The organism is Arsenicicoccus bolidensis DSM 15745 (genome assembly GCF_000426385.1).
GTDB classification, from domain to species: domain Bacteria; phylum Actinomycetota; class Actinomycetes; order Actinomycetales; family Dermatophilaceae; genus Arsenicicoccus; species Arsenicicoccus bolidensis.
The window spans coordinates 1-12,187 of the sequence record NZ_AUFG01000061.1 but is presented as its reverse complement, the minus strand read 5'-3'; the positions used below and the strand labels follow the sequence as shown (position 1 = coordinate 12,187).

General features: G+C 72.6%; 13 protein-coding genes. 10 read left to right on the top strand and 3 right to left on the bottom strand.

From position 1 onward, the window contains the following. On the bottom strand, positions 1-242 hold a 242-nt coding region (locus K313_RS21755; protein WP_240484012.1), incomplete at its 3' end, for a transposase. 303 nt (positions 243-545) lie between these two features. Between K313_RS21755 and K313_RS0118550 the strand changes: the two genes are divergently transcribed. Continuing rightward, positions 546-893, top strand: coding sequence for a hypothetical protein (locus K313_RS0118550; protein WP_029212886.1), 348 nt, complete (start codon positions 546-548; stop codon positions 891-893). Positions 894-931: 38 nt separating this feature from the next. Here the strand turns inward: K313_RS0118550 and K313_RS0118545 are convergent, their stop codons facing one another. Together K313_RS0118545 and K313_RS0118540 are read right to left on the bottom strand one after the other, a co-directional pair. After that, positions 932-1,411: a hypothetical protein gene (locus K313_RS0118545; RefSeq protein ID WP_029212885.1), complete on the bottom strand. Its 480-nt coding sequence runs from the start codon at positions 1,409-1,411 to the stop codon at positions 932-934. A 4-nt stretch (positions 1,412-1,415) separates the two neighbouring features. Continuing rightward, complete coding sequence (locus K313_RS0118540; protein ID WP_029212884.1) at positions 1,416-2,699, bottom strand: cytochrome P450; 1,284 nt, start codon at positions 2,697-2,699, stop codon at positions 1,416-1,418. 135 nt (positions 2,700-2,834) lie between these two features. Here K313_RS0118540 and K313_RS0118535 point away from each other — a divergent pair, with 135 nt between their 5' ends. From K313_RS0118535 to K313_RS21745, 9 genes are all read left to right on the top strand, one after another. After that, positions 2,835-3,824, top strand: a complete 990-nt coding sequence (locus K313_RS0118535) for a MurR/RpiR family transcriptional regulator (protein WP_156911468.1) — start codon at positions 2,835-2,837, stop codon at positions 3,822-3,824. A gap of 2 nt (positions 3,825-3,826) precedes the next feature. Further along, on the top strand, positions 3,827-4,756 hold the full coding sequence (gene murQ / locus K313_RS0118530; protein WP_034254368.1) for an N-acetylmuramic acid 6-phosphate etherase: 930 nt from the start codon (positions 3,827-3,829) through the stop codon (positions 4,754-4,756). Continuing rightward, positions 4,756-6,294 (top strand): PTS transporter subunit EIIC, encoded by a 1,539-nt coding sequence (locus K313_RS21750; RefSeq protein WP_084413046.1) that lies wholly within the window; start codon positions 4,756-4,758, stop codon positions 6,292-6,294. Before murQ ends, K313_RS21750 begins: the two co-directional genes overlap by 1 nt. A gap of 175 nt (positions 6,295-6,469) precedes the next feature. Next, on the top strand, positions 6,470-7,435 hold the full coding sequence (locus tag K313_RS0118520) for a siderophore ABC transporter substrate-binding protein (RefSeq protein WP_084413045.1): 966 nt from the start codon (positions 6,470-6,472) through the stop codon (positions 7,433-7,435). Continuing rightward, positions 7,432-8,439: an ABC transporter permease gene (locus K313_RS0118515; RefSeq protein WP_029212880.1), complete on the top strand. Its 1,008-nt coding sequence runs from the start codon at positions 7,432-7,434 to the stop codon at positions 8,437-8,439. The genes K313_RS0118520 and K313_RS0118515 overlap by 4 nt, the downstream gene beginning before the upstream one ends. Further along, positions 8,429-9,490, top strand: a complete 1,062-nt coding sequence (locus tag K313_RS0118510; protein ID WP_029212879.1) for an iron chelate uptake ABC transporter family permease subunit — start codon at positions 8,429-8,431, stop codon at positions 9,488-9,490. The genes K313_RS0118515 and K313_RS0118510 overlap by 11 nt, the downstream gene beginning before the upstream one ends. Next, a complete protein-coding gene (locus tag K313_RS0118505; RefSeq protein ID WP_051274219.1) occupies positions 9,487-10,290 on the top strand; it encodes an iron ABC transporter ATP-binding protein in 804 nt (267 codons plus the stop codon). The genes K313_RS0118510 and K313_RS0118505 overlap by 4 nt, the downstream gene beginning before the upstream one ends. A 200-nt stretch (positions 10,291-10,490) precedes the next feature. Next, a complete protein-coding gene (locus K313_RS0118500) occupies positions 10,491-11,624 on the top strand; it encodes an ROK family transcriptional regulator (protein ID WP_029212877.1) in 1,134 nt (377 codons plus the stop codon). 375 nt (positions 11,625-11,999) lie between these two features. Beyond that, positions 12,000-12,187 (top strand): hypothetical protein (locus K313_RS21745; protein WP_034254351.1); only part of this gene is annotated, 188 nt, incomplete at its 3' end.

Here is a 12,187-nt window from a genome sequence, read left to right as displayed (position 1 = left end):
AGCTTGGGGATCGCCACGGTGACGTCGCCGCCTTTGGTCGTCAGCAGCTTCGGGCGGCTGCCGTTGCGCTCGGTGGTCCGCCCCGGTGCGCGCTCGTACCGGGCGGCGCCGATCACCTGCGCGGCCTCGGTCTCGATCAGCTCTTGCAGGACCATGCGCACGGACTCGCGCACCAGGTCCACGCCCTCGCCGGCGCGAAGTGCGTCCAGCAGGTCGGACACGGCAGACTGGGGAAGGGTCATCGGTGAGATCTCCTCTGGTGAGTACTTGGCGGTACACACCGAGCATCTCGCCGATGACCCCTCTACGTCAGGGAGCCACACCCACTCCCCAAACCCCACCACTCCACGGGACTCTTACGACATACGAGCCTGCCTGTCGGACGAGGGAGTCCTGGACCCCGAGCGGGTGACGCCGCTGCTGCGCTATGTCGTCCGCTGAGCCACCCGCAGAAAGAAGGAGAAAACCGGAGGGGTGCCTGCGCGCACCGACGGGGCTGGTGGTTCACTACTGTCAGAGATCGCCGTGACCGTCCAGGAGGACCCATGCCGAGCACCGCAGCCAGCGCCGAGCCGGACCGCGTCGAGACGGTCGACGGTCCCGAGCGGGAGCACGACCTGGTCGACGACGGCGTGCCGGACGACCAGACCCCCCGCGGCCCGAGCCTGGTCGGCCGGCTGCTGCCCTGGGCCTTCATCGCGCTCGCGCTGCTCGGCCTGGTGATCTGGGTCTACGCGTTCTGGCTCCGGCACGAGCTCGAGTCCGAGCAGCTGGCGATGCCCGAGCACCAGGAGTGGATGGCCTGGGGCGGTCCGATCCTGATGCTCCTCGGCGGTCTGCCGGCGTTCGCCCTCCTGCTCTGGCGTTACCTGCGCCGCCCCCGGACCGCGTGAGCGGTCTCGCCTCGTGACGTCAGCGGCGGGCGGCAGCGTCAGCGTCGGTGCCGGGCGTCCGGCTCCCCGCTGACGATCCGACTGATCGCGGTCCGATAGGCCACCCACGCCACGGCCGCGGTCAGCGGATCCGCGACCCGCGGCATCCCGGTCACCGTGATGCGCTGCCGCCATCGCAGCTCGGTCCCCGACCGGCCGCCGGGCAGCTCCACGGTGCGGGCCACCGCGTCGATCGCGCCATGAACCACTTTGCCCCGCTTGTCGATCCGGCACTCCCACGGTCCGTCGCCCTCGGGGGTGGTCACCGAGACGGTTTCCATGTCGTCGTCGAAGCCCCACGGCCCCACCGCGGTCCGGGCGCGGACGAGCGCGCCCTCGACGTCCAGCCGGCCCTCGGGGACGGACGACGTGACCACGGTGAGGGGGATCGAGGCGGTATGCCGAGAGGCCGACCACAGGCGGCGCCAGACGACGTCCCGCGGGAGGGGCAGGCGCAGCGTGATCGCAAGCTCGGCCATGACGTCAGTGCCCGGCCAGGACGCGGGCGCGGTGCGGCTTGGTGGGAAGCCGCGTGACGTCGAAGGAGAGGTTGCGTGGATCCACCTGCAGGTCAGGGCGACTCAGCGCGGCGACGGTGATGGCGAGGACGCCGACCGCGATCTTCTCTCCCGGGCAGCGATGGCCGGTGCGGACATCGCCGCCGCCCTGCGGGACGAAGTGCTCGACCGACTCGCGGTCGACGTCGAGGAAGCGGCGCGGGTCGAAGGTGCGCGGCGAGTCCCAGTGGCGTTCGTCAAGATTGGTGCCCACGACGTCGATGAGGATGCGGTCGCCGGCCTTGATCTGCTGATCCTCCCAGGTGAAGTCCTCGCGGGCGATCGACGGCAGCATCGGCACGAAGGGGTAGACGCGGCGCACCTCCTCGGCGAAGGCGGTCGCCTCGCGCCCCCCGGCGAGGGTGCCGCGCTCCTCGGCCTCGGCGGCGAGTCGGGGCGCCCACCAGGCGTTCTCGCGCAGGGCCAGTGCAGCGAAGGCCGCGAACCGTGACACGGCGATGGTGGGGCGGACGACGTTCTGCAGCTCCACGCCGGCGGTGTGCTCGTCGAGCAGCCGGCCCTGGAGGTCGCGGTGCTCGCTGACGACCCGCAGCGCCGTCCCCTCGGGCGGCTGCAGCTCGCCGGCGCGAGTTCGCCGGACCAGGGACGCGGCCCAGCGGTCGCAGCGGGCGCGGTTGACCCACGCCAGCAGGTGCTGGGGGCCGAGCGCCCCGAACCCGTCGACGATCTGGGCGAGCCGCCGCGCCCACACGTCCTGCTCGGTCTCGGCGACGTCGATCCCCGCCCAGGTCATGACGGCTCGACCGTAGGCCAGGACCGCCGTGTCGTAGACGTCGCCGGAGCCTTCGCGCTGCCAGCGGTCGACGGCCAGGCGCCACTGCTCCTCGACCAGGGGGAGGAGTCGTGCGACCTGGGAGTCGTCATAGGCCAGGGACACGAACATCGCCTTGCGGTGCCGGTGCTCGTCGTCGTCCAGCCCGTGCACGGCGCCCGCGCCGAACAACGGGCCACGCACCGGCAGCGGCATGGCGCCGTGCCGCTTGACACGAGAGGTGTCGTAGAACAGGCGCACGCCCTCGTCCCCGCGGACGAGCAGGGCCCGACCGCCCAGGAGGCGCAACGGGATCCGCGCGACAGACCGCGGGTCGACGGCGCCCAGCTCGCGCCGCCAGGCGTCCGAGAAGGCATATCCGCGACGGAGGAAGTCGAGGGTGCGGTCGGTGCGGGTGACGTCGGTGCGGTTGGTCATCGTGGTCTCCTCAGGTCGGGTCGCGCGGCGCCTTCACGCGGGGTGGCCCGTCGGTGTCATCGGCGCGCATACCCACGGGGTGGGCGGCGAACCGTGGCCTTGACCCCTCGAGGAGTTGGTGCAATCCTTCAAGGCATGACTCCAATGACGGAGGAAAACTCCAACGGCGCCTCCGGCCTGCTCGCCCGGGTCCGCGGCGTCGTCCCGTCGTTGCCCGCCGGCCCGGCTCGCGTCGGGCGCGCGATCCTCGACGACCCGGCTGGTGTCTCGCGGATGACGCTGCGCGAGCTGGCGACCGCGACCAGCACCAGCGACGCCACGGTCCTGCGCCTGGTCCAGGCGGCCGGGGTCGGGGGCTACCGCGACCTGCGGCTGGGTCTCGCCGAGGCGGTGGGATCCATGTCCTCCGCCGGCCGCGACGGGCGAGTCACCGCCGACATCACCCGCGACGACTCGCCCGTCGACGTCCTGGCCGCGCTGGCGGAGGAGGAACGGTCCGTCATCGCCGACACCGCCGCCTGCCTCGACCCGCAGGTCCTGGCCGCGATGGCCGACGCGGTGGTGGCCGCCGGGCGCGTGGTCGTCGTGGGCGTCGGAGCCTCCGGGCTCGTGGCGCTCGACCTGTCGGCCAAGCTCGAGCGGATCGGCCTGCACTCCCGCGGGCTGACGGAGGTGCACCAGGCCGTCACCGCCGCCGTGCTGCTCCGCCCCGGCGACGTGCTCGTCGTCGTGTCCGCCTCCGGCTCCACCGTCGACGTGCTCGAGCCGTTGCGGATCGCCCAGGAGCGAGGCGCCCGCACCGTCGCCCTCACCTGCCACCCGCGCAGCGCCGTCGCCGTCGCCGACCACGTCCTCATGAGCGCCCCCGGCCGCGAGCACCCCGTGCGCCCGGCCGCGATGAGCTCGCGCACCGGTCAGCTGTTCGTCGTCGACGTCCTCTTCACCCTCGTCGCCCAACGCTGCTTCGACCGGGCGAGCGAGGCCATCGCCGACTCGTACCACGCCCTACGACACCGCCACGGCGAACCGCCCAGTGCCCCAGCGGGACCCGCCGCCCCAAGCGCCCCCGCCGCCCGCACGACGCCGGCTGATCCGAGCCGGCCCCGCCTCCAGCAGGAGTCATGACGATGCCCGACCAGCCCCACGGCCCCGACCTGTCGGCGCTCACCACCGAGAGCGTCGACGACCGTCACGCCGACCTGGACACCCTGTCCACGCTCGAGCTGGCAGTCGCGATGAACGCCGCCGACGCCGCCGTGACGGACGCCGTCGAGGCCCAGCTCGACGCCATCGTCGCTGTGGTCGAGGGGGTCACCGAGCGCCTGCGGCGGGGAGGACGACTCGTGTATGCCGGGGCCGGGACCGCCGGGCGTCTCGGCGTGCTGGACGCCTCGGAGTGCCCGCCCACGTTCGACACCGACCCCTCGCTGGTCGTCGGCCTCATCGCGGGCGGCGAGGTGGCGCTGACCACCGCCGTCGAGGGCGCGGAGGACGACCGGGACCTCGCGATCCGGGACCTGGACCGCATCGGGCTGACCGACGCGGACACGCTGGTCGGCCTGTCGGCGTCGGGGCGGACGCCATACACGGTCGAGGCCGTGGCCGAGGCGCGCCGCCGGGGAGCGCTGGCCGTCGGGTTCGCCTGCAACCAGGGCTCGCCCCTGGCCGCCGCGGGAGACCTGGCCATCGAGGTCGTCGTCGGCCCCGAGCTGGTCGCCGGCTCGACGAGGCTCAAGTCCGGGACGGCGCAGAAGCTCGTGCTCAACATGATCTCGACGATGGTGATGGTCCGGCTGGGCAAGACCTACGGCAACCTCATGGTCGACGTGCGCGCCACCAACGACAAGCTGCGTGCCCGCGCCCACCGCATCGTCACCACCATCACCGGCGCGCCCCCGCAGGACGTCGAGCGCGCCCTCGACGAGCACGGCGGGCGGGCCAAGCCGGCCGCCCTCGCGCTGCTCACCGGGCTCGCGCCGGCCCAGGTCGACGCCGCCCTCACCCAGCACCACGGGGACCTGCGGGCCACCCTCACCGCACTGACGAAGGAGTCATGATGGCCGACCCACGCACCATCGCGAGGCAGGCGGTCGACGCGCTCGGCGGCCGCGCCAACATCACGGACGTCGAGAACTGCATCACCCGCCTCCGTGTCACGGTCCGCAGCCTGGACCGGGTCGACGAGTCGGGGCTGCGCGCCATCGACGGGGTCCTCGGCGTGGTCATGGACGACACCGTGCAGATCGTCCTCGGGCCGGGCCTGGTCAACGAGGTGGCCGACGCCATGGCCGAGGAGGCGGAGGCGGAGGCGGGGGCGGACGGCATACGGCCTGGATCTCCCGAACGCACCGACGCAGCCGGGCTGCACGAGCGGGGCGAGCAGATCCGGGGCGACCGCAAGCGGCGCAACCAGACACCGGTCAAGGCCTTCCTGCGGCGGATCGCCAACATCTTCCTCCCGCTGATCCCGGCGCTGATCGCGTGCGGCATCATCGCGGGGCTCAACGGCGTGCTGACGAACTTCGTGACGCGCGGGTGGGCGCCCTGGGCGGCGCCGGTCACGCCGGTGCTCGCGGCCGTGGCCAGCGGTTTCATGACGCTGATCGCCGTCTTCGTCGGCATGAACGCCGCCAAGGAGTTCGGGGGCACGCCGATCCTCGGCGGGGCGGTCGCGGCGATCATCCCGTTCGCCGGCGTCGCCAAGGTCACCATCGCGGGCGAGAAGCTCGCGCCCGGGCAGGGTGGCGTGATCGGCGCGCTCCTGGCCGCGATCCTGGCGGCCTACCTCGAGCGGTGGGCCCGACGCTGGGCGCCTCGCTCGGTGAGCATGCTCGTGGTGCCGACCTTCGTGGTGCTCGTGGCCGGCGTGCTCACGATCTTCCCGCTCATGACGGTGTCCGGGTGGCTCGCGCAGGGCATCGGCGACCTCGCCAACGGCCTGCTGCAGCACGGTGGGGCGCTGGCCGGGCTCGTCCTGGCCGGGCTGTTCCTGCCGCTGGTGATGCTCGGGCTGCACCAGGCGCTCATCCCGATCCACACCACCCTGATCGAGCAGGCGGGCTACACGGTGCTGCTGCCGATCCTGGCCATGGCCGGCGCCGGACAGGTGGGTGCCGCGATCGCGCTCTACGTGCGGCTCAAGCGCAACGCCGGCATCCGATCGACCATCAGGTCGGCGCTGCCGGCCGGGTTCCTGGGCGTCGGGGAGCCGCTGATCTACGGCGTGACCCTGCCGCTGGGGCGGCCGTTCATCACCGCGTGCGTCGGCGGTGCCTTCGGCGGGATGTTCGTCGGGCTGCTCAACCAGCTCGGCACCACGGTCGGCTCGACGGCGATCGGCCCGAGCGGGTGGGCGTTGTTCCCGCTGACCAACGGCAGCCGGGGGATCGGTCCGGCGATCGCCGTGTATGCCGGGGGCCTGGTCGTCGGGTACGTCGTGGGCTTCCTGGCGACCTACTTCTTCGGCCTGAGCAAGGCCGAGCTCGAGCGTCTCAACGCTGCTGACGACACGACCGTCGTGGGCGATCCGGGCATGTCCGAGGAGGCATCGGCCGAGCCAGGGCGCCGGGCCGGGGTCGAAAACGCCGCTCGCTGACGGACCCGCCGGGGGTAAAGGCATCGACCTGGGGAACGAAGGCCGGTCGATGCCTTTGCCGGGGGCGGGTGTGAGGCAGGTCTCGTGGCGCGACGGCGGGGCCGGGTTGTGCAGGGAAGGAAGACCTAACTAAGGTTTGCCTATCCTTCTCATCGGTTCGGTCGATCGGAGCACCATGTCGTCCCGCCTGCTCACCCCCGCCCGCACCGCGATCCTCGCCACGGTCGCCCTGTCGACGGCCGCGTGCGGCTCGGCCAGCGCCGGCTCCGGCTCGTCGGGGTCGGCAGCCTCCTCCGACAGCGCCAAGACCGTCAGCATCACCCATGCCCAGGGCACCACCCAGGTCCCCGTGCAGCCCAAGAAGGTCGCCGTCCTCGACATGGGGGTCCTGGACAGCCTGCAGTCCATGGGTGTCGACTCGGTCGCGGCCGTGACCAAGCAGGGCATGCCGACCTTCCTCAAGGCCTACCAGGACACCAGGTACACCGACCTCGGCAGCATGAAGGAGCCGGACGTCGAGAAGCTGGCCGCCGCCGGCCCGGACCTGATCATCGTGGGTGCCCGCGGGGCGGCGAAGTACAAGGAGCTGTCCAAGATCGCCCCGACGATCGACCTGACGGTGGGGTCCAAGGACCTGCTGGGCTCGGCCAAGAAGGTCAACACCCAGCTCGGCGAGATCTTCGGCAAGCAGGAGCAGGTCACGGCCAAGCACGCCGCGCTCGACGCCAAGGTGACCGCGGCCAAGGCGAAGGCCGCTAACGCCGGGACCGGCCTGATCCTCATGACCAGCGGCGGCAAGGTCTCCGCCTTCGGCCCGCAGTCCCGCTTCGGCCTGATCCACCAGACGCTCGGCGTCAAGCCGACCTCCGCCACGATCAGCGAGGACCGCCACGGCCAAGCCGTGAGCTTCGAGTTCATCCGCGACGCCAAGCCGGACCGCCTGTTCGTCGTCGACCGCGACGCGGCCATCGGCCAGAACGGCAAGGCCGCCAAGGAGATCCTCGCCAACCCGCTCGTCGACGCCACGCCGGCCGGGGCCAAGAAGCAGATGACCTACCTCGACGGTCAGCGCTGGTACGTCGTCGGTGCCGGGCTGGACAACTTGTCGACCATGGTCGACGAGGTCGCCGCGGGCCTGTGACGGCGTCAGCCACCGCCGTCGCACGTCGGCGACCCCGCCAGGCAGCGCTGCTGCTCGGCGGGGCCGCCGTCGTCCTGGCCCTCGCCGTGTGGTCGCTCTTCGTGGGGGTCGTGGACGTGACACCGGGCGCGCTGCTCGATGCCGATCGCCGCCCCGATGCGGTCGACCTGCTCGGGGTCAGCCGCGTCCCGCGCACCGTCGCGCTGATCCTCGCCGGCGCAGGTCTGGCGGTCAGCGGGCTGATCATGCAGCTGCTGACCCGCAACCCCTTCGTCGAGCCGTCGACCACCGGGACGATGGAGTTCGCCGGCCTCGGCCTGCTGGCCGTCGCGATCGGCTGGCCGGACGCGCCGGTCGTGGCCCGTATGGCGATCGCCGCCCTCTGCGCGCTCGTCGGCACGGCCGTGTTCCTGCGCCTCATCCGCTCCGTCACCATCCGGGACGTGCTCGTGGTCCCCCTGATCGGGCTGGTGCTGTCCGGGATCGTCGGCGCCGTCGGCACCTTCGTGGCCTATCGCTATGACCTCCTCCAGAGCCTCAACGCGTGGATGACGGGCGACTTCTCGGCGACCATCCAGGGGCGGTACGAGCTGCTGTGGGTCGCGGGGGTGCTGACGGTGGCCTCCATCGTGGTGGCCGACCGGTTCACGGTCGCCGGGCTCGGGGAGGACGTCGCGACCAACCTCGGGCTGAACTACCGCCGGACGATGGCGATCGGCATGAGCATCGTCGCGGTCGTGACGGCGACCGTCGTCGTCACCGTCGGGATGCTCGGCTTCATCGGCCTCGTCGTCCCCAACCTCGTCGTCCTTGCCATGGGTGGCAACGCCCGCAGCAGCGTCCCCTGGGTGGCGCTCGGCGGCGCTGGCCTCGTGCTCCTGTGCGACCTGCTGGCCCGATCGCTCGTCGCGCCGCACGAGCTGCCGATCGGCACCATCCTCGGCGTCGTGGGAGCGGGCGCCTTCCTCGCCATGCTGATCAAGGGAGTTCGCGGTGTCCGCTGAGCCCACCACCGTGGCGGCGGCCTCTGCCTCGGCCGTCGACGCCGCCGCGCCATCGCGGAGCGAGGAGAGGGGTGCGGGCCGGGCCGCTCGAGCCCGCCCGACCTCGTCGTCACGGGTGCGGGTCGCCGCCTGGTGGGTGCTCGCAGTGGTGGCCGCTGCGGCATACCTGCTGATCGGCCTCGAGGGGGCGATCGGCTTCATCCTGCCGCGGCGCCTGCTCACTCTCGCCACCATGACCGTGGTGGGAGCGGCCGTGGCGATCGCCACCGTGCTCTTCCACACCGTCACCGCCAACCGCATCCTGACCCCGTCGATCATGGGCTTCGACGCGCTCTACCTGCTCGTGCAGACCGCCGCCATGGTGGCCCTCGGGGTCACCGGCAGCGTGACCATCGACCCGGTGCTGCGGTTCGCCGCCGAGGCCACGGCCATGACGCTGCTCGCTGTCGGGCTCTATCGCTGGCTGATCGTGGGCCTCGGCCGCAGCCTGCACCTCGTGGTGCTGGTCGGCGTCGTCGCGGGCGGTTTCTTCCGCGCCCTGTCGACCCTGCTGCAGCGCGCGATGGACCCGACCGAGTTCATCGTGCTGCAGGACCGGTTCTTCGCCGACTTCCACGGAGCCGACCCCCGCCTGGTCGCGACCAGCGCCGGGATCGTCGGGCTCGCCCTGCTGTGGACGCTGCACCGCTCCGAGCGCCTCGACGTCCTCGCCCTGGGTCGCGAGCTCGCCACGTCCCTCGGCGTCGACCACCGCCGTAGCCAGCTCGTCGTCCTCGCGGTCGTGGCCCTGCTCGTCGCCTCGGCCACGGCCCTGGTGGGCCCCACCAGCTTCTTCGGGCTGCTCGTCGCCCACCTCGCCTACCAGACCATGGGCACGCACCGGCACCGCCATGTCCTGCCCGCCGCCTGCGGTGCGGCCGTGGCCACCCTCGTCGGCGGCCAGCTCGTCTTCGAGCAGCTCCTCGGCCTCGAGGGCTCCCTGTCCCTCGTCGTGGAGCTCCTCGGCGGCATCGCCTTCCTCGTCCTCCTCCTGCGAAGGGCCCGCGCATGACCTCCACCACCGCCCTCCCCGGCACCGCGTCCACGTCGGGGATCGCCATACGAGACGTGACCAAGTCGTATGACGGCACCACCGTGGTCGACCGGGTCACCCTCGACCTGCCCAGCGGGGGCCTGACCTGCCTCGTCGGCCCCAACGGCGCGGGGAAGTCGACCCTGCTGTCGATCGTCGCCCGCCTGCTGCCCGCCGACGGCGGCGAGGTGCACGTCGACGACCTCGATGTCACGAGCTGCGAGTCCTCGGTGCTGGCAAGGAGACTCGCGATCCTGCGTCAGGAGCATCACCTCGCGGTGCGCCTGCGGGTGCGGGACCTGGTGGGCTTCGGGCGGTTCCCGCACTGCGGCGGGCGGCTGCGGCCGATCGACGTGGAGCACGTGGACCGGGCGCTGCACTACCTGGACCTGGAGGACCTCGCCGACCGGTTCGTCGACGAGCTGTCCGGCGGCCAGCGGCAGCGGGTGCTCATCGCCATGGTCATCGCCCAGGACACCGACTACGTCCTGCTCGACGAGCCGCTCAACAACCTCGACATGCGGCACGCCCTGGGGATCCTGCGGCTGCTGCGGCGCGCCGTGGACGAGCTGGGCAAGACCGTCGTGGTGGTCGTGCACGACCTCAACGCCGCCGCCGCCTTCGCCGACCGGATCGTCGCCATGCGCGACGGCCGGGTCGTCGCCGCGGGCAGCCCGGACGAGGTGATGCGCGAGGGCCTGCTGGAGGAGATCTTCGCCGTGCCGATCACGGTCGACCGCGTGCACGGCCGGCCTGTCGGTCACTACCTCCGCCGCTGACCTCGCCGCCGCTGACCTCGCCGGCGCTGACCTGCGCCACCGACCTCCGGCAGCGACCTCCGGCGCCAGGGGCTTTGGTGCAGCTATGCTCAAAAGGTCCGGCCGACCTGGTCTGACGCGATCGAGTCCGTGTCGTGGTGCCGCGTCGACGCCTGGCGCATCGAAGGCTCCCGGCGGACCGCGGGCGAGGAGGTGCGCCGATGGCTGCGACCGAGACCGGTGCCGGCGAGGTGCTCGCGCACCTGCGCGAGCACGGACCGGCGACCCGGCGCGGGCTCGTCGACGGACTCGGCTGGGCACGCATGACGGTCGGCAAGCGGCTCGACGAGCTGCTCGCCGCCGGGTTCGTCGTGAGCCGAGGGCTCGGGGCCAGCGAGGGTGGTCGGCCCGCCGAGACCTTCGCGGTCGACGACGACCTCGGGCTGGTCGTGGGCCTCGACGTCGGTGGTGCCTATACCCGCGTCGGGATCACCGACATGGCTGGTCGCTTCCTCGCCGAGGACGGCGCCGACATCGGGCTGCCCACCGGCCCCGCGGGGGTGGCGGCGTGGGCCGACGGTCGGATCGCCTCCCTCCTGGCAGGCATCGGCCGCTCGCCCGCGGACGTGCGGGCGGTGGGGGTCGGCGTGCCCGGGCCGGTCGACGTGCGAACCGGCCTCATCGGGGCGCCGCTGCGCGAGAGCGCCTGGGAGGGAGTCAGGTTCACGGACCTGCTGACGATCCGCGGCGACGTCCAGGTCGTCGACCGGGACGTCAACACCATGGCGGTCGCCGAGCACGCCGCGCTCGGGGCCGGCGACCACACCGTGGTCCTGCGGGTCGGCATGGGCATCAGCTGCGCGTTCGTCCTCGACGGGCGGGTCTATCGCGGCGAGCGTGGCGGAGTGGGCGTGCTGACGCTGCCCGGGCCGGACGGTCGCCTGCGTCGCCTCGAGGACGTCGCCAGCGGGTATGTCGTGCGAGACCGGCTGGCATCGCACGGGGTTGAGGCCAGGACGAGCTTCGACCTCGTGTCGCTCGTCGAGGACGGTCACCCGCTGGCCTGCCAGCTGGTCGGCGAGGTGGGCGAGGCGCTCGGGCGCTCCCTCGCCGAGGTCGTGCGGCTGCTCAACCCGACGACCGTCGTCGTGGGTGGCGCACTCTCCGGGGCGGGGGGCGTCCTGATGGCACCGCTGCGCCGGGCGCTCGACGAGGGGGCGGGGGAGTATGCCCTGCAGACCCTCAGCCTGCGGACGACGCTTCTCGGCGGGCGGTCCGGCCTGGCCGGCGCCGTGCGGCTGGCGGCGGACGCGTACTTCGAGCCGGGTCGTGTCTCTCGCCTCGTCTCGTCCTGATTCACCCCGCCGTTCGCGCTCGCGGCGGGTGCGGCCCCGGCGTGCGGCTGCGCTCAGGGTGCCGTGGGTGTCTCGTGCTGCAGGGTGAGACGGGTGTGGTGACGTGAGGCGTGGCGGGTGGGTGGTTGGGGTGTGCTCGGGCTGGCGAGGGTGTCTCGTGCTGCAGGGTGAGACGGGTGCGGCGACGCGAGACGGGTGCGGCGACGCGAGACGGGTGCGGCGGCGCGAGACGGCGTGGCCTGAATGTGACTGTCGGTCAACGGAGTTGGACGGGCGGGGGTGCGGTGCGGGGTCGCCTGGGTGCGGGGGGTGAAAGTCCGCGCAGCCAGGTGACTAGATCTGTTGTTCCCAACACGCGTTCGATAGAATCAGGGCATGTCCTACCTCGAGGTGACCGCCGCGTCCCAGGCCCTGCCGGGCCTGGTCGAGGTGGTGCGCACCCTGGTGGAGGGGATGGGGCACGTGCAGACCGACGACCTGGCCGAGGTCGCCGCCCACGCCGGGGCGCTGCTGGCCGCGGCGCGGGGCCTGGTGCTGTCGTGCGCGGACCAGGCCACCAGCCG

What these genes read in the sequence shown, in the direction of transcription:
- K313_RS0118550 (WP_029212886.1), top strand. Translation starts at nt 546, where the DNA reads ATGCCGAGCACCGCAGCCAGCGCCGAGCCGGACCGCGTCGAGACGGTC.
- K313_RS0118545 (WP_029212885.1), bottom strand. Translation starts at nt 1,411, where the DNA reads ATGGCCGAGCTTGCGATCACGCTGCGCCTGCCCCTCCCGCGGGACGTC.
- K313_RS0118540 (WP_029212884.1), bottom strand. Translation starts at nt 2,699, where the DNA reads ATGACCAACCGCACCGACGTCACCCGCACCGACCGCACCCTCGACTTC.
- K313_RS0118535 (WP_156911468.1), top strand. Translation starts at nt 2,835, where the DNA reads ATGACTCCAATGACGGAGGAAAACTCCAACGGCGCCTCCGGCCTGCTC.
- murQ (WP_034254368.1), top strand. Translation starts at nt 3,827, where the DNA reads ATGCCCGACCAGCCCCACGGCCCCGACCTGTCGGCGCTCACCACCGAG.
- K313_RS21750 (WP_084413046.1), top strand. Translation starts at nt 4,756, where the DNA reads ATGGCCGACCCACGCACCATCGCGAGGCAGGCGGTCGACGCGCTCGGC.
- K313_RS0118520 (WP_084413045.1), top strand. Translation starts at nt 6,470, where the DNA reads ATGTCGTCCCGCCTGCTCACCCCCGCCCGCACCGCGATCCTCGCCACG.
- K313_RS0118505 (WP_051274219.1), top strand. Translation starts at nt 9,487, where the DNA reads ATGACCTCCACCACCGCCCTCCCCGGCACCGCGTCCACGTCGGGGATC.
- K313_RS0118500 (WP_029212877.1), top strand. Translation starts at nt 10,491, where the DNA reads ATGGCTGCGACCGAGACCGGTGCCGGCGAGGTGCTCGCGCACCTGCGC.